The following is a 21,577-nucleotide window of genomic DNA, read 5'->3' on the forward strand; positions in this document are numbered from 1 at the left end:
TTTAGGAGGATTCTTTGTAATGGCAGAAAAAGAACATTATGAGAGAACAAAGCCCCATGTAAATATTGGGACAATTGGTCACGTTGACCACGGTAAGACAACATTAACAGCCGCAATTACAAAGGTTTTGGCTGACAAAGGTTTAGCTAAAGCTGAAGATTACGCTGATATTGATAAAGCTCCAGAAGAAAAAGAACGTGGGATTACTATCAACACTGCTCACGTTGAGTATGAAACTGAAAAGCGTCACTATGCACATATTGATGCTCCAGGACATGCTGATTACGTTAAGAACATGATCACAGGTGCTGCACAAATGGATGGTGCCATCCTTGTTGTTGCTGCAACTGATGGTCCTATGCCACAAACTCGTGAACACATCCTTTTGGCTCGCCAAGTTGGTGTTGAATACATCGTTGTATTCCTAAACAAGACAGACCTTGTTGATGATGACGAACTTGTTGACTTAGTAGAGATGGAAGTACGTGAATTACTTTCAGAATACGATTATCCTGGTGACGATACACCTATCGTTCGTGGATCAGCTTTGAAGGCTCTTGAAGGTGACCCAGAGGAAATTAAACACGTTGAAGAACTACTTGATGTTGTTGATGAATATATCCCAACACCAGTTCGTGAAACAGACAAGCCATTTATGATGCCTGTTGAAGACGTATTTACAATTACTGGACGTGGTACTGTTGCTTCTGGTCGTATCGACCGTGGTGAAGTTAAAGTCGGTGATGAAGTTGAAATTGTTGGTCTTAAAGAAGACGCTACAAAATCAACTGTTACTGGTCTAGAAATGTTCCGTAAGACATTGGATCTTGGTGAAGCCGGAGATAACGTTGGTGTTCTTCTTCGTGGTATTAACCGTGATCAAGTTGAACGTGGACAAGTTCTTGCTAAACCAGGTTCAATTAAAACTCATACAAAGTTCAAGGGTGAAGTTTATATTATGACAAAAGAAGAAGGTGGACGTCATACTCCATTCTTCTCAAACTACCGTCCTCAATTCTACTTCCATACTACTGACGTTACTGGTGTTATCGAATTGCCAGAAGGCGTTGAGATGGTAATGCCTGGTGACCAAGTTACTTTTGAAGTTGACTTGATTGCTCCAGTTGCCGTTGAAGAAGGTACACGTTTCACTGTTCGTGAAGGTGGACGTACTGTTGGTGCTGGTGTTGTTACAGATATCTTAGACTAATCTCTTTGATTCTATCTAAAAAGAGTTGAGACTACGTCTCAGCTCTTTTTTATTATCATATATTTGATAAAGAAAACGCTTTAAGGTATCTTATAATAGTGAACTAATGGCTTAAAAGCCTATATTTAGCGTGAAATATTTACAATATTATTGATTTAAGGTAATATTACAAAGTATGAGATCGTGAAATACCGGAGGGATAAAATGTCTGCTAAGGCTGAATTTACAAAAAAAGAAAAAAATACTGGTGAATTAAAATTTGAAATTGACCAAGATACTATCAAAAAGGGTTTAGATACTGCTTTTGATCGTGTAAAGAAAAACTTAAACGTTCCTGGTTTTAGAAAGGGTAGAGTACCTCGTCAAATTTTTAACCGTATGTACGGAGAAGAAGCTTTGTACGAAGATGCTTTGAACGCTGTTCTACCAGAAGCTTATGATAAGGCTGTTAGTGAAGCTTCAGTTGAACCTGTTGACCAACCACAAATTAGTGTTGACTCAATGGAAAAAGACGAGCCATGGGCTATCAGTGCAACTATTACTGTTAAACCAGATGTTGAACTTGGTAACTATACTGGTCTTGAAGTTAAGAAGCAAAAGCGTAATGTTATGAAGACAGACGTTGAAGCTCGTCTTACAGAATTACAAAAACAACAAGCTGAACTTGTTCTTAAAGACGGTAAAGCTGAAAAGGGCGACACAGTTGTTATTGATTATGCGGGCTCAGTTGATGGCAAAGAATTCGATGGTGGCAGTGCTCAAAACTATTCACTTGAATTGGGTTCAGGTTCATTTATTCCTGGGTTTGAAGACGAATTGATTGGTCACAGTGCTGATGAAGATGTTGACGTAAACGTAACATTCCCAGAAGACTACCAAGCAAAAGATTTAGCTGGTAAGAAGGCTATCTTTAAGACTAAGATCCATGAAGTTAAGACAAAGGAATTGCCAGAACTTGATGATGACTTTGCTAAAGACGTTGACGAAGATGTTGATACTTTAGATGATCTTAAGAAGAAGATCCATGACGAATTAAAGGATCAAAAGAAGCAAACTGCTGAAGACAACATTCAAGAAGAAGCTATCTCAGCTGCCGTAAAGAATGCCAAGATTGACGAAGTACCACAAGCAATGATCGATACAGAGGTTTCTAACCAAATGAACCAATATCTATCAAACTTACGTCGTCAAGGTATCGATCCTAAGTTGTACTATCAAATGACAGGTACAACAGAAGATGATATGAAGAAACAATTCTCAACTGACGCCGAAGAACGTGTTAAGACTGATCTTGTCATCGAAGCAATTGTTGCCAAAGAAGGCATCAAACCTACAGAAGATGAAATCAAAGATGAAGTTAAGTCACTTTCTGATGAATATAAGATGGACGAAAAAGCTGTTAGAAATGCTCTTACAGATGATATGTTGGCCCATGATATTTCAGCTAAGAAGGCTATCGAACTTATCGTTGATTCAGCTGAAGAAAAATAATTGATTATTGAATGAAGAAGCCTATTGGCTTCTTTTTTTTAGGTGATTAATTGATATGAGTTTAAGGTAAAATTTGTTTAAAACTAATTACTTTACTCTTAACAGCTTCAATGCTAGACTTTCAAAGTATTGGAACTATTGAAGGAGAAATCGCATATGTTTGATAGTACAGAAACTACAGGCACAATCAGTTGTTCTTTCTGCGGAAAGACACAAGATCAAGTTCAAAAAATTGTTGCAGGACCAGGCGTATATATTTGTAATGAATGTATCGATCTTTGCAAAGAGATCATTGATGAGGAATTAAATGAAAACAAACCATTAGACCTTGAAAATATCCCTACACCAGTAGCAATTAAGAAGATCCTTGATGATTATGTCATTGGTCAAAGTGATGCTAAACGTGCTTTATCAGTTGCCGTTTACAATCACTATAAGAGAATTAATAAGATGGAAAACTCAAAAGATGGTGACACAGAGTTGCAAAAGAGTAATATTGCTTTAATTGGACCAACTGGTTCAGGTAAAACATTCCTTGCTCAAACTCTTGCTCGTATTTTGAAGGTACCTTTTGCTATTGCTGATGCAACAACTTTAACTGAAGCAGGTTATGTTGGTGAAGATGTTGAGAATATCTTATTGAAGCTATTGCAAAATGCTGACTTTGATGTTGAAAAGGCTGAACACGGGATCGTGTATATCGATGAAATTGATAAGATTTCAAAGAAGAGTGAAAATGTTTCTATTACACGTGATGTTTCAGGAGAGGGTGTTCAACAAGCACTGCTTAAAATCCTTGAGGGAACAATCGCTAGTGTTCCACCACAGGGTGGAAGAAAACATCCCCAACAGGAGCTTATTCAAATTGATACTACTAACATTCTATTTATCGTTGGTGGTGCCTTTGATGGGATCGAACAAATTGTTAAAAACCGTTTAGGCGATAAGACAATTGGTTTCGGTGCTGAGCATGATATTAATCTCGATGAGGAAAAGAGTTTGATGCAGCAGATCATTCCTGAGGATTTGATGAAATTTGGTATAATTCCAGAATTCATCGGTCGTATTCCTATCGTTACAGCTCTTGAGAAACTTACTGAGAGTGATTTGGTTCAGATCCTTACTAAGCCTAAGAATGCCCTTATTAAGCAATATCAAGAACTAATGTCACTTGATGGTGTTGAGTTGAAATTTACTGATGGTGCCTTAAATGAAATTGCCAAGATGTCAATTGAAAGAGATACTGGTGCTCGTGGATTGCGTTCAATTGTTGAGGAAACAATGTTGGATACAATGTTTGATATTCCGGAAAGAAAAGATGTCAAAATGGTTAAAGTAACTAAAGATGCTGTCCGTAAAGTTAAAGAACCAGAATTAATTCTAAAAGATGGAGAGGTTGCCTAGTGGGCAATCTTTTTTTATATTCTTGATTGCATGTCATATGTTAAAATAAAAGCATTGAGGTGAATTATGCAGGTAAATAATGTTTCAATGAACTTAAGTGCGGTTAGTTCTAAGCAATATCCAGATGATGGTTATCCAGAAATTGCACTATTAGGGCGTTCTAATGTGGGTAAATCATCACTGATCAATACGCTTATTAATCGGAAAAGCTTTGCCAGAACGTCAAGTACTCCAGGTAAAACACAAACACTTAACTTCTATAATATAGAAGAACAACTTTATTTGGTTGATGTTCCAGGATATGGATTTGCTAAAGTCTCTAAGAAGCAACGTGAAGAGTTTGGTACCATGATCGAAGAATATTTAACAACTAGAGAAGTCTTAAAGGGTGTAATTATTTTAACTGATGGTCGTCATGTACCAAGTGAAGATGATGTATCAATGTATCAATACGTTAGTTATTTTCATATTCCCACGTTGATCGTTTCTACTAAGATGGATAAAGTAAAGAAGAATCAATGGAATAAGAGTAGTAGTCAAATTATGAAGACAATGCAGATCAATCAAACTGATGAAATACAAATGTTTAGTGCAGAAACTAAATATGGTAAAGAGCAGGTTTGGGATTGGATCGAGTCAAAAATGGTAAATTAAGGTCACAGATATTGGTTGTGGCCTTTTTTGCTGTCCACATTTGTGAGGAATTTAATTTATTACTATCGAATATATTAAATTATATTGGTTTCGAATTGAAACAATACTATAATGAAAGCATTAACAGTAATGGAGGGATATGAATGTCTACTTTAGAAATTAAAGATCTACATGTTTCGGTAACTGACGATGAGAACGGTGAAGGACAAGAGATCTTAAAAGGCGTTAATTTAACAATGAGTACAAATGAAATCCACGCGATTATGGGACCTAACGGAACGGGTAAGTCGACTTTATCACAAGCAATTATGGGTAATTCAGCTTATAAGGTAACTCAAGGAGATATTTTACTTGACGGCAAAAGTATCTTGGAATTGCCAGTTGATGAACGTGCGCGCTTAGGACTATTTCTGGCGATGCAATATCCAGCTGAAATCCCTGGTGTTACAAATGTTGAATTTATGCGTGCTGCCATCAATTCACGCCGTGAAAAAGATGATCAAATTCCCGTTATGGATTTCATTAAGAAACTGGAATCCAAACAAGATATCTTGGATATGACTGATGAGATGTCAGAAAGATACCTTAATGAAGGTTTTTCCGGTGGTGAAAAGAAACGTAATGAAATTCTACAATTACTAATGATTGAACCAAAATTTGCTATTTTAGATGAAATTGACTCAGGTCTAGATATTGATGCTCTAAAGGTTGTTTCACGTGGAGTTAACTCAATGCGTGGTGATAACTTTGGTTCATTGATCATCACTCACTATCAAAGACTTTTGAATTATATCGTTCCAGATCAAGTACACGTTATGATGGATGGAAGAATTGTTAAGAGCGGTGGCCCAGATTTGGCTAAGAAACTAGAAGACGAGGGTTATGCTGGTCTACGTGACGACTTACATCTTGATGTTAAACTAACGGATGAAATTTAGGAGGAGGAGTTATGCGAGCTAATTTAATAGATAAATATAAAGACGACGTGACTTCCTTTTCTCAATCTAAAGGCGAACCAGATTGGTATCAGAAAGTACGTCTTGACAGTTTGGAAAAAGCCGAAGAATTATCTCTCCCTAAATATGAAAAAATTAATTATCGCAGTTGGAGATTGGATCGCCCAGGTTCAATCGAAAGCGCGGATACTAGTGAATTTAATAGAAAACCTCAAGCAGAAAATTATATCTACCAAGTTGGAGATAAAACTATCTCAACTAACTTAGAAGATGAATTATCAAAGAAGGGTGTTATTCTGACTGATATTTTTTCAGCTATGAAAGATTATCCTGAATTGATGCAAAAGTATTTTATGACTAAGGTTACTAAAACGACTGATAATAAATTGACTGCCTTGAATGCTGCGTTCTTAAATAGTGGTGTATTCTTGTATGTTCCAAAAGGTGTACGTATAACTAAATCCATTCAGGCTATGTTTGTTCAAGATAATTCAATTGATTGTGACTTTGTACATCATGTTTTAATTGTTGCCGATGCCGATACTGAAGTAACTTATTTGGAAAATTTGGTTTCTGAAGGTTCTGGTTATAAAAATAAAGCCAATGTTGTTGTGGAAGTAATTGCAGCGGACAATTCACGAGTACATTTTTCAGCACTTGACCAATTGTCAAAAGATACGACGACTTATTTGAATCGCCGTGGCATTACAGGTAACAATGCCCGTCTTGATTGGGCCATTGGTTTTATGAATGATGGAAACGTTATTGGAGATTTTGGGACCGATCTATTAGGCGAAGGTTCCCATACAGAAGCCAAAGTTGTAGCTATTACAACTGGTGAACAAGTTCAAGGTATTGATACTAAAGTTACTAATTACGGTAAACATACAATTGGACATATCCTTCAACACGGAGTTATTTTGCAAAAATCAACACTTACCTTTAATGGTGTTGGTCATATTGTCAAAGGTGCTAGAGGTTCTGATGCACAACAGGAGAGTCGTGTTCTGATGCTTTCTAGAAAAGCTCGTGGTGACGCTAACCCAATTCTTTTGATCGATGAAAATGATGTTACGGCTGGACATGCTGCCAGTGTCGGTCGTGTCAATGAAGATCAAATGTATTATTTGATGAGTCGCGGTATTGATGAAAAAACTGCACAAAGATTAGTTATTCGTGGATTCTTAAGTAGTGTTATTTCTGAGATCCCGGAAAAAGATGTGCGTGCTAGTTTAACTCAGATGATCGAGAGGAAATTAGTCTATGGACAACAATAATATTTGGAGAAAAGATTTCCCTATCCTTGATCAAAAAGTTAATGATGAGGATTTAGTTTATTTGGACAATGCCGCAACAACGCAAAAGCCTAAAGAGGTTATTTCTAAAGTAGTCAATTTTTATTACAGCGACTACGCTAATGTGCATCGTGGTGTTCATACCCTAGCTGAGCGCTCAACTGAACAATTTGAGGCTGCACGTGAAAAGGTTAGAAAATTTATCAATGCTAAATCCGCTAAAGAGATCATCTTTACTAAAGGCGCTACTAACTCATTAAATCTTGTTGCACAAAGCTACGGCGAACAGAATATTCATGAAGGTGATGAGATCGTCATTTCCTATATGGAGCATCATAGTAATCTAGTTCCATGGCAACAATTGGCTCTCAAAAAGAAAGCTACTTTAAAATATATTGAGTTGACCAAAGATGGCCGACTTGATATGGAAGACGCTAAAAAGAAGATTACAGATAAGACCAAAATTGTCTCGATCACTCAAGCATCCAATGTTTTGGGTGTCATTAATCCCGTTAAAGAATTAGCTGAAATGGCGCATGCTCATCATGCGACCATAGTGGTTGATGGTGCACAGTCTATTCCTAATATGCCAGTTGATGTAAATGATTTGGATTGTGATTTCTTTGCCTTTTCTGGTCATAAGATGATGGCCGAAGGTGGAATTGGCGTTTTGTATGGTAAGCAAGACCTTTTAGAGCAGATGCCTCCAGTTGAATTTGGTGGTGAAATGATCGAGTTTGTAAATAAATTCGATAGTTCGTGGAACGAATTACCATGGAAATTTGAGGCTGGAACACCTAATATTGCCGGTGCTATTTCTTTAGGTTATGCAATCGATTATTTAGAGTCGGTCGGCCTAGATAATATTCAAAAAAATACGCAAGCAATTGTTGACTATGTATTGCCTAAGTTACTTGCCATTGATGATTTAATAGTTTATGGACCACAAGATCCTGTGGATCACACAGGCGTTATCTCGTTTAATTTGAAAGGTTTACATCCACATGATCTGGCAACTGGTTTGGATATGGAGGGTGTTGCTGTTCGTGCAGGACATCATTGTGCACAACCATTAATGACATACTTGGGACTTAAAGCTACTGCTAGAGCTAGCTTTTATCTGTACAACACTATTGATGATGCTGACAAACTAGTTGAAGCAATTAAAGCAACGAAGGAGTTCTTTAAAAATGTCACTATCTAAAATGGATAACCTTTATCGTCAAGTGATTTTGGATCATTCTGAAAATCCTCATCATCATGGGGAGCTACCTAAATCTACTAATGAAATTGAATTAAAAAATCCTACTTGCGGTGATGTATTAAAATTACAACTTGAAGTAGAAGATGGAATTATTAAAGATGCTGCTTTTAGTGGCTATGGTTGTACGATCAGTCAAGCATCGGCCAGTATGATGACGGATGCCGTGATCAATAAAAAAGTTGAAGATGCTGACAATATGGTACAAGTCTTTTCCGATATGATCATTGGTGAAGATGTTGATACTCATGTTTTGGAAGACGCGGCTGTTTTGCAAGGAGTTTCTAAATTCCCGGCTCGAATCAAATGTGCAACCTTAGCTTGGAAAGCATTACATAAATCATTGACTAATCAAAGCAAATAGGAAGTGAATAATATGCCAGAAACTGAAAATACAAGAAATAATGAAGAAGCTGTTTCTTCTGTAAAATCATTGGATCTAAAAGATGACTATGACTTTGGCTTTCATGATGATGTCAAACCCGTTTTTTCAACTGGTAGAGGACTAACAGAAGACGTTGTTCGTGCTATTTCTAAAGAGAAAAACGAACCAAAGTGGATGTTAGACTTTAGATTGAAATGTTATGAAATGTACAAAAAGATGCCAATGCCTAAATTTGGTCCTGATTTGTCAGGATTAGATTTGGAACATATGCGTTACTATCAAAAAGCAACTGACAAGAAGTATCGTGATTGGGACGATGTTCCAACTGAATTGAAAAACACTTTTGATCGATTAGGCGTTCCAGAGGCCGAAAGAAAATATCTAGCCGGATCATCGGCACAATATGAGTCAGAAGTTGTCTATCACAATATGCGTGACGAGTTCGCTAAGTTTGGCATTATCTTTACTGATACAGATACTGCTTTACGTGAATATCCGGAATTATTTAAAAAATGGTTCGGAAAATTAGTCCATCCAGAAGATAATAAGTTTGCAGCTCTAAACGGTGCCGTTTGGTCTGGGGGGTCGTTTATTTATGTACCAAAGGGTGTAAAATTAGATACTCCTATTCAGTCATATTTCCGTTTGAATGCGGAAAATAGTGGTCAGTTTGAAAGAACTTTGATCATTGCTGATGAAGGATCAAGTATTCAATACGTTGAGGGATGTACAGCTCCTAATTATTCAACTGACAGTTTGCATGCTGCAGTCGTTGAAGTATTTGCCGAGAAAGACGCATATGTACGTTATACAACCATTCAAAATTGGTCTAATAATGTTTACAGTCTTGAGACAAAACGTGCTCAGGCCATGGAAAATGCCACAATGGAGTGGGTCGATGGTAACCTTGGTTCTAAGATCACTATGAAATATCCTAGTGTTTATCTTGATGGTGAGGGTGCCAGAGGTACAATGCTGTCCATCGCTGTTGCAGGGCACAATGTTGATCAAGATGCGGGTGCCAGAATGATTCATGCAGCCAAGAATACTTCATCTTCGATCGTTTCAAAATCGATTTCAAAAGATGGTGGTGCGGTAGATTATCGTGGTACAGTTCGTTTTGAAAGAAATTCAGATGGATCAAAGGCTCACGTTGAGTGTGATACGATCATCATGGATGAAGATTCTAGTTCTGATACAATACCGTACAACCAAATTCTTAATGGGAACGTTTCGATGGAACATGAGGCTAAGGTTTCTAAAGTTTCAGAGGAACAACTCTATTACTTAATGAGTCGTGGTTTGAGTGAAGAAAAGGCTACTGAAATGATCATTATGGGATTTGTTGAACCATTTACTAAGGAATTACCAATGGAATATGCCGTTGAATTGAACCGCCTTATCAGTTATGAGATGGAAGGTACTGTTGGTTAAAGTTTAAATTAAATGATTATGTTAAAAGCCAATACTAAAATTCAGTATTGGCTTTTATTGTGGAAAGAAGATAAATTGATAGATAATGTTACTTATACGGAACTAGTTTTTGCTAGAGTAAATAAAAAGTTAAATACGGATTTATCTAAATCAAGGATTAAAGAAATAGTTAACGGAATTTTATCTGATGAAAATAGTTTTATTGAAAGAATTGGGAAAAATTATTACGTTAGAAATAAGAAATATAAAATCAGATTAACAATAAATTCATCAACGAAAAGATTAATAACAGTAGATTCAATTCTTTAGAAAAAAAAGTTCAAATTTAGCGAAATTTACTTTAACAAACTAAAAATGGAGTTGAATATGGATCAATTAACTGTTTTAATCATGAGTTTATTGTCATTTAAAGGAATCGGTAACCAGGCTGTTATAAGATATTTAAATGAATCAAAACAGCATTTAAAGAAATTTGATTTTGCGGAAATAAGTACGACAAAGATTTCTAAAATTAGAAAATTGCTGAATGAGGGGATTATTTCTAATAAAACTTGGGAAACGACCAATGAAATAACCTTAAAGCGATTACAAATCAGTTTTCAAAAAAATATTCAAATCATAAATTACTTCGAAGATAATTATCCAAAAAAATTACAAAATATGTCAAATCGTCCCGTTCTGCTATACCTAAAAGGTAATTTTCGACTGTTAAAAGCAGAAAAAATATTAGCGATTGTCGGAACAAGAACACCTAAAACAGTCAGTCAGACTTGGGTATCCAAAATAGCCAGTGAATTGGCCAATGATCATGTTATTGTTAGTGGCCTTGCCAAAGGCATTGATACCATGGCTCAACAGCAAATCGTAGATTGTCATAGACAAACAATTGCTGTTTTAGCAAATGGATTAGATATGCCGATCTATCCTTATGAGAATGAAGAATTGGCGGCAGAAATTTTAGCAAATGGAGGACTGTTAGTTTCCACGTATCCCAATGGAACCAAAGTCTACTCACATAATTTAGCGGCTAGAGATGAATGGCAGAGTGCATTGAGCGATGGTGTGATTGTCGCTGAAACAGGGATGCGTGGAGGTACTACTAATACGATTAACTTTGCACTAGAGCAAGAAAAGTTATTGATGATGTACGATCATTTAGAATTATCAGGTAATCAATTTTTTTTAAATGATACTCGAATTAAATCAATAAAGAATTATTCTGATATTATTAAGCAAGAAAAAAACCATATCGAATAAATTCGACATGGCTAATTATTATTTGAGGTTTGAATAGTCGTGGTTAATGGCTTCCTCAAGATTATATTTATTATCTTCAAAAGTATATTTTAAAATACTGCAATTAGTAAATCCACTTCGTAATATTTCAATAGAATCGTTCCATTGATTATTGAAAGACAAGATTGAAACATAATGACTTACTACTAGGACGTTATTAACATCTTGGTTCATAATGTCATTTAATTCTTTTGTCACACGTTTCTGAACGTTTATCATGTCTTCACCACCATATTGAACAAAAGCATCATTGAAGAGCTCATAATGTGATTTGATCGGATTTAAGCGAGTATTTTCACCCTCAAATAATCCAAAGTACATTTCCTTTAATCCTTTACGGCGTTCGTATGGCATGTCGGTTATCAATTCCAAAGTGTCACTTGCACGTTCTGAAGTTGAAGAGTAGGCAGCATCGAAAGTGATGTTGTTATCTTCATAATATTTTTTTGCTACTTTAGCTTGATTGTAGCCAAGCTCTGTTAGTGGAGCATCAGACCAGCCTTGCATTTTTCCTCGTTCGTTAAAAATAGTTTGACCGTGTCGCATTAAATATAGAGTCTTTTTCATATATAACTTCCTCATGATTTTTTATACCTATAAGATTGTAAAGGATTTGTGGAATTAATAAAAGTGACAAGGCCTTTTTTAATTTATTTACAATTTTTTTAAGAAAACTACTTGCAAAAATTATATTGTCTGCTAGTATCATATACATAAATTAAATTTCAGCTTCACAAGAAGTAATCATTTATCTGGGTGTTCAGAGAATTGACGGTTGGTGCGAGTCATGCAGGATAAATTGATAAAATACCTAGTTGAAATTTCGTGTCCGACGTTACAGGAATAAAGAGCAAATAGATTATTCTATTTGAATTTTGGGTGGTACCGCGCAAAAAGCGTCCCTGCATATTAATTGCAGGGGCGTTTTTTTTATTCCCAGTGATCCGGACAAAATAATAGGAGGATATTTAAATGAACATTATTGATGAACTTTCGTGGCGTGGTCTGATCAACCAACAATCTGATGAAGAGGGCTTAAGAAAGTTAGTCGACGAGAAGGACATTTCACTTTATTGTGGTATGGATCCAACAGGAGACTCAATGCATATCGGCCATTTGTTACCATTCATGACTTTGAAACGTTTTGGTGATGCGGGTCATCATCCTTATATTGTCATTGGTGGGGCAACTGGTTCAATCGGTGATCCAAGTGGTAAAAAGGCCGAACGACCAATGCAAACAATGGACCAAGTTAATCACAATGTTGAAGCACTTAGCAATCAAGCTGAGAAGATTTTCAAGGACTTCACAATGGTTAATAACTATGACTGGACGGAACCTATTGGTATTTTAGATTTTCTTCGCGATTATGGGAAGTTATTTAATGTAAATACTATGCTTAATAAAGAAATTATTTCAAGTCGTTTGGAAGCAGGTATTTCCTTTACAGAATTTACCTATCAAATCCTACAATCATTGGACTTCCTAACACTTTTCCGTCAACACGATATTCAGTTACAAGTTGGTGGTGGTGATCAATGGGGTAACCTTACAGCTGGATTGGATCTTATTCATAAGGCCGAAGGACAAGAAGCTAAAGTTTATGCTTTGACAATTCCATTATTACTTAAAGCTGATGGTACTAAATTTGGTAAAACAGCTGGTGGAGCAGTTTGGTTAGATGCTGAAAAGACATCTCCTTATGAGTTCTATCAATTCTGGTTCAACCAAGATGACAAAGACGTTATTAATCTTCTTAAGAAATTTACTTTCTTAACACAAGATGAAATCGCAGCTTTAGCAGAAAAAGTTAAAACAGCACCTGAAGAACGTGTTGCACAAAGAACTTTGGCAGAAGAAGTTACTAAGTTTGTTCACGGAGAAGAAGCTCTTAAAACAGCAGAAAAAATTACTGATGTACTCTTCTCAGGTGAAATTCAAGCTCTAACGACAGATGAAGTTGCACAAGCCTTCCACGGTGTACCAAGTGAAGAGATCTCCTCAGATGAGATAAATTTGGTCGACTTATTGATTGCCGCAAATGTCGACAAATCAAAACGTCAAGCACGTGAAGACATTCAAAACGGAGCTATTAGAATTAATGGGGAAAGACTAACTGATACAACAATTATGATCGATCCTAAAGACTCGTTTGATGGCAAATACATCGTTATCCGTCGTGGAAAGAAAAAGTACTTCTTAGCCAAAATTAAATAAATTTAATTAAGGCGATGGATGAAATGGAAAAGAAAAATAGGCTCAATTTTGTAGAAAGTATCATTATCATGTTAGTTATGTTTGGCATGTTAGGAACCATGATGATCAAATTTAAAATGACTCCACAAGTTCCGATTTTGTTAACATTTACTTTATTACTGTTTTACGGAAAATTCCGTGGTTTCAGTTGGAATGAGTTACAAGAAGGAATTATCAATGGTGTTAAACCTGGTATCATCCCAATGATCATTTTCGTTATGATTGGAGTTTTAGTTGCTTCTTGGTTGATTTCAGGAGTAATTCCAACGATCATGGTTTATGGACTTGAGATTTTGAATCCTAGTTTCTTCTTATTTACAGTATTTGTAAGTTGTTGTTTGGTTGGAGTTATTGTAGGTAGTTCATTTACAACCATTTCTACTTTAGGAATTGTTTTCATGGGTATTGGTCAAGTTATGGGTATTGACGCTGTTCTAACCGCTGGTTCCATTGTTTCTGGTTCCTTATTCGGAAATAATATGTCTCCGCTTTCGGGAACAACTAACCTTTCAACTGGTATTGCTGGTGTCGATAATGTCTTTAAACATATCAAGACGATTTCACATACAGCATTGATTTCAGCCATAGTTACAGGAGTTATCTTCCTGTTTGTTGGACACACTAGTGCCAAAGTAGATATGGCTTCGGTTCATAATATTATTAATGCTTTACAAGCTAATTTCTTCGTTTCACCAATTATGTTGTTACCAATTGTTGTTTTGATCACATGTGCTTTCTTACAAGTACCTGCTATCCCGACACTTTTGAGCGGTTCATTGACAGCCATTATTATGGATGTTTTCATAAATCATACATCATTTAGTACTATCAGTAATGTTATTATGAAGGGTTTTGTCTTGAAATCATCAGATAAGCATATCAATGCAATTGTCAGTGGTGGTGGTGTTTCAAGCATGCTTGATAGTATTTCATTGATTCTGGTCGCCTTAACACTTGGTGGTGTTTTACTAAAACTCGGTGTCGTTGATAATTTGATCGGTAAACTTAGAAGTCGTGTTAATACACCTGGTAAAGTTATTGCCGCATCAATGCTCAGTGCAATTGGTGTTAACTTCTTAGTTGGTGAACAATACATTTCTATTATTCTTCCCGGAACAACATTCCGTAAAAATTTTGAGGACCTCGGTATCGAACCACAATACTTATCACGTGTCTTAGCTAGTGGTGGTGCTGATATTAATGCCTTAGTACCTTGGGGTGTCAGTGGTATCTTTATTTCTGGTATTCTTGGAGTTAGTCCCGTTCACTTCATTCCATTTGCTTTCTATGTGTGGTTAAATCCACTTCTAACGGTTATTTTTGCTTTTGTCTTTGGTAAGAGTTACTTAAAATCAACTGATTCAAAAAAGACCGTTGTTCCTAAAAATCTGGTTTTAGATGCTAAATAATATTCAATTATTAAAAAGATATTATTTATCGGTACACAGCCTGATATAATCAACTTTTGGTCTTAATAGTCAGATGATAAAATCTGAAAACACTTGACGTTGTTGGTAAATTAATTTATATTATTTTCAACGAAAACTTTTAAACAAGTCCTGTGAGGCTTGGAAGGTTCAACACGCCACGCGTAAACTTCCTCTCCTTGTGGGTAGGAAGTTTTTTGTTTACTAAAAAAAATAAAAAGAACTTTTAATCAGATCCAGCGAGGTCTCAAAGGTTGAGTGGCATTTTCTGCCTTTGAGACACCGCATCTGTCGGTGTCTTTTTTTATTGGAGGAAAACAATGAAAAACATACTTTCTATGTCACAACTATCAAATGAAGAGATTTTTGACCTGATCCACTTGGCTATGGATTATAAGTCGGGAAGGATAAAATCTAATAACAGTGATAAATTTGCAATGAATTTATTTTTTGAAGACAGCACGAGAACTAACACTAGTTTTCAAGTTGCTGAAGCTAAATTAGGCATGAAACAGATCGATTTTGACGCTCGTCACTCATCTGTCAATAAAGGTGAATCATTATATGATACAGTTAAGACAGTCGAGAGCATGGGTGTAAATTTAGCTGTTATTCGTCATAAGCAAGATAAATTCTATGAAGAATTATTAGGTAAAGGTTTGAAGATTCATTTGATCAATGCAGGAGATGGTACTGGACAACATCCCTCACAGTCACTTTTAGATTTAATGACTATTTATGAAAGATTTGGATATTTTGAAGGATTGAAAGTCGGTATTATTGGAGATCTAAAGCATTCACGTGTGGCACATTCCGATGCTCAGGCCCTGACGAATCTTGGAGCAGAGGTTAACTTTGGTGGACTGGACGGCTGGTACAGCGACGAATTCAAAGCTATTGGCCCACATATGGAAGTCGATGAGCTTTGCCAAGAAATGGATATTGTTATGTTGTTAAGAGTTCAACATGAACGTTTGGCAGATAATGAGAATCAAAATTTTTCTAAGGAAGAATATTTCAAAGAGTTCGGTATTGATATGCGAAGAGTCGAAATGATGAAGGCGGATACGATGATCATGCACCCAGCACCGATCAATCGAGGAGTAGAAATTGCTGACGATATAGTCGAATGTGAAAAGTCATATATTTTCAAGCAGATGGAAAACGGCGTCTATATGAGAATGGCAATGATCGAATCCTTATTAGGAGGGAAACAATTTGACAACGATCCTGATCAAGAACGCGAATTTGTTTTACGCTAAACAAGTAATTAAAAGTGATCTTTTGATTGAAGATGATAAAATCACGCAAATTGCTGACGAAATAAATGAACGAGCCGATAAGATTATCGATGCGGACAATAAATTAGTGGCACCAGGATTAGTTGATGTTCACGTGCATTTCAGAGAACCTGGGCAAGTACATAAAGAGACTATATTAACTGGTTCTAAAGCTGCTGCACATGGTGGTTTTACAACTGTTGGCGCTATGCCCAATGTCATTCCAGTACCTGATAATGTCGATGATTTCAAGAATCAATTGGAATTAAATAAACAGTCAGTGATTAAAACTTTGCAATATGCTCCAGTAACCATGAATGAAACTGAAGATAAATTGAGTCCGATCGAAGATTTAGCGAAACTTGGTGCAATGGCATTTTCAAATGATGGTCATGGAATCAATAATGCCAAAACAATGTTTGACGCAATGTTACGTATCAAGGCCGTTAACAGTCATTTGGCGGCACACGTTGAAGATCAAAATCTTTTTAATAAAGGAGTCATTAACGCTGGCCCCGTAGCAGAAGAATTCGGATTACCAGCAATTGAACGAGTAGCTGAAACATCCCAATTAGCTAGAGATTTGATTTTGGCAAAAGAAACTGGTGTTCATTATCATGTATGTCATCTTTCAACAGCTGATGGGGTTAAGCTGATCAGGATGGCAAAAGACGCTGGGATCAATGTTACTTGTGAAGTTACTCCACATCACTTGTTGCTTAGTGACAGTAACATCATTAAAGATGATGCTAATTATAAGATGAATCCGCCACTAAGAAGTGAAAATGACCGTAGAGATTTGATAGATGGTCTCTTAGATGGAACTATCGATATGATTGCTACAGATCATGCTCCGCATGCGGAAAATGAAAAGAATCAAGGATTCTTGAAGAGTGCTTTCGGTATTACAGGAATTGAAACATCATTTCCATTAATGTATAGCCGTTTTGTCAAAACAAGTTTGATGAGTTTAGAACAATTATTGGAGTTGATGACTAACAAACCAGCACAAATATTCAATTTATCTGCTGGAGAAATAAAAATCGGCGCCGATGCCGATTTAACTATCATTGATCTAAATAAATCTTTTGAAATTAAAAAAGAGGATTTTATTTCTAAAGGTATGAATAGTCCATTTATCGGTCAGGAAGTTTATGGTCAAATTCAAAAGACCTTTGTAAAGGGTCAAGAGGTTTATTCAATTTAGGAGGAAAAAATGTCAAAGCCAGTTATAGTAGCATTAGATTTTGCAGATGATTTTGAGTGCATTGAATTTTTAAGTCAGTTTCCCAAGGATACTGATTTATTTTTGAAGATAGGATTAGAGATGTTCTGTCAATTTGGTTATCCTTTTGTGAGAAGTTTACGTAATCGAGGATATAAAATATTTTTGGATTTAAAATTGCATGATATTCCTAATACTGTTAAAAGAACCTGTGAAATGATTGCTAAGTGGGATGTACAAATGTTGACTGTTCATGGAAGTGGTGGAGCAGAAATGATATCTGCCGCCAAAAAGGGACTAGAAGGATCGGAAACAAAGTTGCTGGCTGTTACACAATTGACTTCTTTAGGTCAAAAAGAACTGGCTGAAGAATTGATGATCCCTCAAAAATCACAGGACTATGTAACTCATTTAGCTAAACTAGCTTTTGATAATGGAGCAGATGGCGTTATTTCATCAGCTTTAGAGGTTCCGATGATCAAAGAAATAACTGATGACGACTTTCTCTGTGTTACACCGGGTATCAGACCTAAGACAGCCCAAGTTGGTGATCAAAAACGTGTTGCAACACCTAAAGAGGCTAGGAAACTTGGCAGTGATGCTATTGTAGTCGGAAGACCGATCACACAAGCCGATAATGGTTTTGTCGCATATCAAAATATTTGTCAGGAGTGGAGTAAATAATGGAAAATTCAGTAGCGTATCAAACAGCCAGTAAATTACTAGAAATTAAGGCAATAACTTTAAATGCCAAAACGCCTTTTGTTTGGGCTAGTGGGATCAAAGCTCCAATTTATACCGATAATCGTTTGACGATTGCCTATCCAAATTTTAGGCGGCAAATTGCCAAAAACTTGGCCGAATTGATAAAGAATAACTATCCTGACGTAGAAGTTATCGGAGGAGTTGCCACAGCGGGTATTCCTCATGCATCTGGAGTTGCCAATATTTTGAATTTACCATTGAATTATGTCCGTTCAAAACCTAAGGATCATGGTAAAAATAGCCAAATTGAAGGTCGCTGTAAAGTTGGAGATAAAGTAGTTTTGATCGATGATCTTATTTCCACTGGTGGAAGTATTTTGAAAGCCGCAAAAGCAGTACGTGAAGCTGGAGCCGAAGTTATTGGAACAGTTGCAATTTTTTCTTACAATTTACCAGAAAGTAAGACTAATTTTGATAACGTCCATACTAAACTAGTTACCCTGACAAATTATCCAACGATGATCGATGTCGCTAATGAAAAGGATTATGTTAAAGAAGAAGATATGGAACTATTAAAGAAGTGGTACCAAGACCCAGAAGGATGGTGCAAATAATGGATTGGTATCAATTAGCTCGCCCAGCGATTTTTGCAATTGACCCAGAAACAGATCACAAATTGGTTGGAAATGGTTTGAAGATTTTTAATGACCACCCCCAAATTTTAAAGAAATTATTCTATACTCGTAAGCGAGAAAATCTTCAAGTTAAGATCAAGAACTTAACTTTTGATTCTCCAATTGGTATTGCAGCCGGATTTGATAAAAAAGCCGAATTTTATAATAGCCTAGGTGGATTAGGTGCCGGTTTTGTTGAAATCGGTAGTGTTACGAAGCATCCTCAAGAAGGAAATCCTAAGAAGCGTGTCTTCAGATTGACTGAAGACCAAGGGATCATTAATCGTATGGGATTGAATAACGTCGGAATTGAAGAAACAAAGCGCCGACTAAAAAATCATCCTGCTCAAACTAAATTAGGTATCAGTATTGCACCAGGTCATGGTCTAGAGAGTGACCAAATGATTGCCGAAATGATTGATGATGTTAAAGAAATTCACGAATATGCTGATTATATTGCATTGAATCTCAGTTGTCCTAATCAAGTTGGTGTGACCGTCCTTCAACAATTAGACATTTTGAAACCACTACTTGAAGGAATTGCCGCTTTAGAGATTGATGAACCCATTTTTGGAAAATTCAGTAATGACATTGATACGGACGAATTGATTGCTAACTTGCATGCATTAGATGGTTTGCTCGATGGAATTATTCTATCTAATTGTTCAGTCAAACGTGATAATTTGATTTCAAATAATCAAGTCGAAAAAGGTGGTTTGAGTGGGAAACCTATTTTTGCGCAATCAATGTTTTTAACTAGGACGTTACATGATGAATTTCCAGATATGCCAATAATTTATTCTGGTGGCGTCTTCACACCGGAGGATGCCAAATTGGCACTTGATACAGGTGCAACTTTAGTTGAGGTCTATTCGGGGTTTATCTATAATGGTCCAGAATTGATTGAGAGGATCAATCGTTACCTCTCAGAACAGAAATTATTAGAAAATATTTAATGCCGACGTTGTTCGGCTTTTTTTATTTTAAATCCTAGGTTTAGAGGTTACGTCTATGTTGATATTAACTAGAAGTGATTCAATTAATTGGCAGTATAAAATATCTTATAAATTGACAAAAACTACTAAAAAAAGTATGTTGAAATCGGTTACTATTTGAGGAGGTATTTTATGGCCTATAAAGCAATTAATCCATTTAATGGAGAGTTAATCAGAGAATTTCCTAATGCAACTGATGCTGAAGTTGAAACTACATTAAAAAATGCCCATGAATTTTATTTAGAAGCAAAACATCAACCTATTTTAGAGCGTGAAAAAATGCTCAAAGAAGTAGCGGATGAGATGAACGCTAATATTGATTATTATGCTAAGATTTTGTCTCTTAATATGGGTAAATTATTTAATGAAGCAAAACAAGAAGTATTGAGAACAACTGAATTTGCAGAATACTACGCTAGAAATGGTAGTAGTCTACTAAAAGATCAGCCATATGAGATACCGAATAATTATGCTTATGTTGAATACAACTCGATCGGTGCCATTATGGCAGTTGAGCCATGGAATTTTCCATATATGCAAGTCATGCGAGTTTTTGCACCTAACTATATTGTTGGTAATCCTACAATTTTAAAGCATGCAAGTATCGTTCCTGAAGCTGCACAGGCTTTTGAAGAAGCTATTTTAAAAGCTGGTATTCCAACTGGAGCCTTCAAAAATATTTTTGCCGATTATGATCAAGTTAACAAGATGATTGCTGATCCGAGAGTTCAAGGCGTTGCTTTGACCGGATCAGAAAGAGCTGGTAGTCAAATTGCTGCTGAGTCAGGAAAAAATCTCAAGAAATCAACTATGGAGTTGGGTGGAACCGATGTTTTCATGGTTCTTGATGACGCTGATCTAAAAAGTGCAGTTAATGACGCAGTTTTGGGTAGACTGGGAAATGCTGGTCAAGCATGTACTTCGGCAAAACGTTTTATCGTCAATCAAAAATTGTATGATGATTTTGTTGATGGTATCAGTGCCCAATTTGCTAAAAGAACGTTAGGAGATCCGCTAGACTTTAAAACGACTTTAGCACCTATGTCATCAAAATCTGCTCAACAAAAGTTACAAGGACAAGTAAATGATGCAATTTCTGGCGGAGCCGAAATTATTTGGGGAGATAACACTCCAATTAAGGGACCAGGATCAATGTTTAATCCTCTGATCATTTCTGGAATTACAGCAGACAATCCGATGTACGACCAAGAATTATTTGGACCTGTCGCCCAAGTATATAAGGTTAAAGATGATGTAGAAGCTGTTCAATTGGCTAATCGTTCTCAATATGGACTGGGTGGGGCAATTTATTCTAAAGATGTCGAACGTGCTCAGAATTTAGCCAGCCATATTGAGACAGGGATGGTTGCCATCAATCAGACAATGTTATCTCATGCCGAAGTGCCATTTGGCGGAGTTAAGAGATCTGGTTATGGTCGCGAATTAAGTGATTTAGGGATTAAAGAGTTTACTAATCAAAAGACAATTTTATATAAGTAGAATATGTTGAATTTTCGAGTATTAAGTTAAATAAGATTTGTAATCTGATTTTTGATTACAGATCTTTTTTTGATGAGGGAAACTTTTATGTCATATGTTTAGATAAATACTATTCTGAGAAAATTACTT

At 36.2% G+C, this 21,577-nt stretch carries 20 protein-coding genes; 19 read left to right on the forward strand and 1 reads right to left on the reverse strand.

The features are described 5' to 3' along the window. The first annotated feature begins 19 nt into the window (after positions 1 to 19). From tuf to EKM64_RS08760, 11 genes are all read left to right on the forward strand, one after another. The gene (tuf, locus tag EKM64_RS08710; RefSeq protein WP_125677685.1) at positions 20 to 1,210 is read left to right on the forward strand and encodes an elongation factor Tu; all 1,191 of its coding nucleotides are present in this window, start codon (positions 20 to 22) and stop codon (positions 1,208 to 1,210) included. Positions 1,211 to 1,414: 204 nt separating this feature from the next. Next, complete coding sequence (gene tig, locus EKM64_RS08715) at positions 1,415 to 2,701, forward strand: trigger factor (RefSeq protein ID WP_125677687.1); 1,287 nt, start codon at positions 1,415 to 1,417, stop codon at positions 2,699 to 2,701. A 156-nt stretch (positions 2,702 to 2,857) separates the two neighbouring features. After that, a complete protein-coding gene (gene clpX / locus EKM64_RS08720; protein WP_125677689.1) occupies positions 2,858 to 4,105 on the forward strand; it encodes an ATP-dependent Clp protease ATP-binding subunit ClpX in 1,248 nt (415 codons plus the stop codon). A 66-nt stretch (positions 4,106 to 4,171) separates the two neighbouring features. Further along, positions 4,172 to 4,759 carry a ribosome biogenesis GTP-binding protein YihA/YsxC gene (gene yihA / locus EKM64_RS08725; RefSeq protein ID WP_125677691.1) on the forward strand — a complete coding sequence of 196 codons (588 nt, stop codon included), beginning with the start codon at positions 4,172 to 4,174 and terminating at the stop codon, positions 4,757 to 4,759. A gap of 143 nt (positions 4,760 to 4,902) precedes the next feature. Beyond that, positions 4,903 to 5,697, forward strand: a complete 795-nt coding sequence (gene sufC / locus EKM64_RS08730; protein WP_125677693.1) for a Fe-S cluster assembly ATPase SufC — start codon at positions 4,903 to 4,905, stop codon at positions 5,695 to 5,697. Positions 5,698 to 5,708: 11 nt separating this feature from the next. Then, entirely contained in the window at positions 5,709 to 6,992 is a 1,284-nt protein-coding gene (sufD, locus tag EKM64_RS08735; protein WP_125677695.1) for a Fe-S cluster assembly protein SufD, read from the forward strand. Continuing rightward, positions 6,979 to 8,214, forward strand: coding sequence for a cysteine desulfurase (locus EKM64_RS08740; RefSeq protein WP_125677697.1), 1,236 nt, complete (start codon positions 6,979 to 6,981; stop codon positions 8,212 to 8,214). Before sufD ends, EKM64_RS08740 begins: the two co-directional genes overlap by 14 nt. Further along, positions 8,201 to 8,635, forward strand: coding sequence for a Fe-S cluster assembly sulfur transfer protein SufU (gene sufU, locus EKM64_RS08745; protein ID WP_125677699.1), 435 nt, complete (start codon positions 8,201 to 8,203; stop codon positions 8,633 to 8,635). The genes EKM64_RS08740 and sufU overlap by 14 nt, the downstream gene beginning before the upstream one ends. Positions 8,636 to 8,647: 12 nt before the next feature. Beyond that, a complete protein-coding gene (gene sufB, locus EKM64_RS08750; RefSeq protein WP_125677701.1) occupies positions 8,648 to 10,090 on the forward strand; it encodes a Fe-S cluster assembly protein SufB in 1,443 nt (480 codons plus the stop codon). A gap of 18 nt (positions 10,091 to 10,108) precedes the next feature. Next, the gene (locus EKM64_RS08755) at positions 10,109 to 10,399 is read left to right on the forward strand and encodes a DUF3781 domain-containing protein (RefSeq protein WP_125677741.1); all 291 of its coding nucleotides are present in this window, start codon (positions 10,109 to 10,111) and stop codon (positions 10,397 to 10,399) included. A 57-nt stretch (positions 10,400 to 10,456) separates the two neighbouring features. Further along, positions 10,457 to 11,347: a DNA-processing protein DprA gene (locus EKM64_RS08760; protein WP_164505347.1), complete on the forward strand. Its 891-nt coding sequence runs from the start codon at positions 10,457 to 10,459 to the stop codon at positions 11,345 to 11,347. A gap of 18 nt (positions 11,348 to 11,365) precedes the next feature. Here EKM64_RS08760 and EKM64_RS08765 read toward each other — a convergent pair whose 3' ends face one another. Next, positions 11,366 to 11,953, reverse strand: a complete 588-nt coding sequence (locus EKM64_RS08765; RefSeq protein WP_125677705.1) for a histidine phosphatase family protein — start codon at positions 11,951 to 11,953, stop codon at positions 11,366 to 11,368. A 405-nt stretch (positions 11,954 to 12,358) separates the two neighbouring features. Between EKM64_RS08765 and tyrS the strand changes: the two genes are divergently transcribed. From tyrS to EKM64_RS08805, 8 genes are all read left to right on the forward strand, one after another. Next, the gene (tyrS, locus tag EKM64_RS08770; RefSeq protein WP_125677707.1) at positions 12,359 to 13,603 is read left to right on the forward strand and encodes a tyrosine--tRNA ligase; all 1,245 of its coding nucleotides are present in this window, start codon (positions 12,359 to 12,361) and stop codon (positions 13,601 to 13,603) included. 23 nt (positions 13,604 to 13,626) lie between these two features. Next, positions 13,627 to 15,051, forward strand: a complete 1,425-nt coding sequence (locus tag EKM64_RS08775; protein WP_125677709.1) for a Na+/H+ antiporter NhaC family protein — start codon at positions 13,627 to 13,629, stop codon at positions 15,049 to 15,051. A gap of 338 nt (positions 15,052 to 15,389) precedes the next feature. Then, complete coding sequence (locus EKM64_RS08780) at positions 15,390 to 16,331, forward strand: aspartate carbamoyltransferase catalytic subunit (protein ID WP_125677711.1); 942 nt, start codon at positions 15,390 to 15,392, stop codon at positions 16,329 to 16,331. Further along, entirely contained in the window at positions 16,288 to 17,556 is a 1,269-nt protein-coding gene (locus EKM64_RS08785) for a dihydroorotase (protein ID WP_225420990.1), read from the forward strand. Before EKM64_RS08780 ends, EKM64_RS08785 begins: the two co-directional genes overlap by 44 nt. A 9-nt stretch (positions 17,557 to 17,565) precedes the next feature. Next, positions 17,566 to 18,258, forward strand: a complete 693-nt coding sequence (pyrF, locus tag EKM64_RS08790) for an orotidine-5'-phosphate decarboxylase (RefSeq protein WP_125677713.1) — start codon at positions 17,566 to 17,568, stop codon at positions 18,256 to 18,258. Further along, the gene (gene pyrE / locus EKM64_RS08795; RefSeq protein WP_125677715.1) at positions 18,258 to 18,893 is read left to right on the forward strand and encodes an orotate phosphoribosyltransferase; all 636 of its coding nucleotides are present in this window, start codon (positions 18,258 to 18,260) and stop codon (positions 18,891 to 18,893) included. The genes pyrF and pyrE overlap by 1 nt, the downstream gene beginning before the upstream one ends. Next, positions 18,893 to 19,909, forward strand: a complete 1,017-nt coding sequence (locus EKM64_RS08800) for a quinone-dependent dihydroorotate dehydrogenase (protein WP_125677717.1) — start codon at positions 18,893 to 18,895, stop codon at positions 19,907 to 19,909. The genes pyrE and EKM64_RS08800 overlap by 1 nt, the downstream gene beginning before the upstream one ends. A gap of 171 nt (positions 19,910 to 20,080) precedes the next feature. Further along, positions 20,081 to 21,448 (forward strand): NAD-dependent succinate-semialdehyde dehydrogenase, encoded by a 1,368-nt coding sequence (locus tag EKM64_RS08805; protein ID WP_125677719.1) that lies wholly within the window; start codon positions 20,081 to 20,083, stop codon positions 21,446 to 21,448. The last annotated feature ends 129 nt before the right edge of the window (positions 21,449 to 21,577 follow it).

This window comes from Companilactobacillus keshanensis (genome assembly GCF_003946205.1).
GTDB classification, from domain to species: Bacteria; Bacillota; Bacilli; order Lactobacillales; family Lactobacillaceae; genus Companilactobacillus; species Companilactobacillus keshanensis.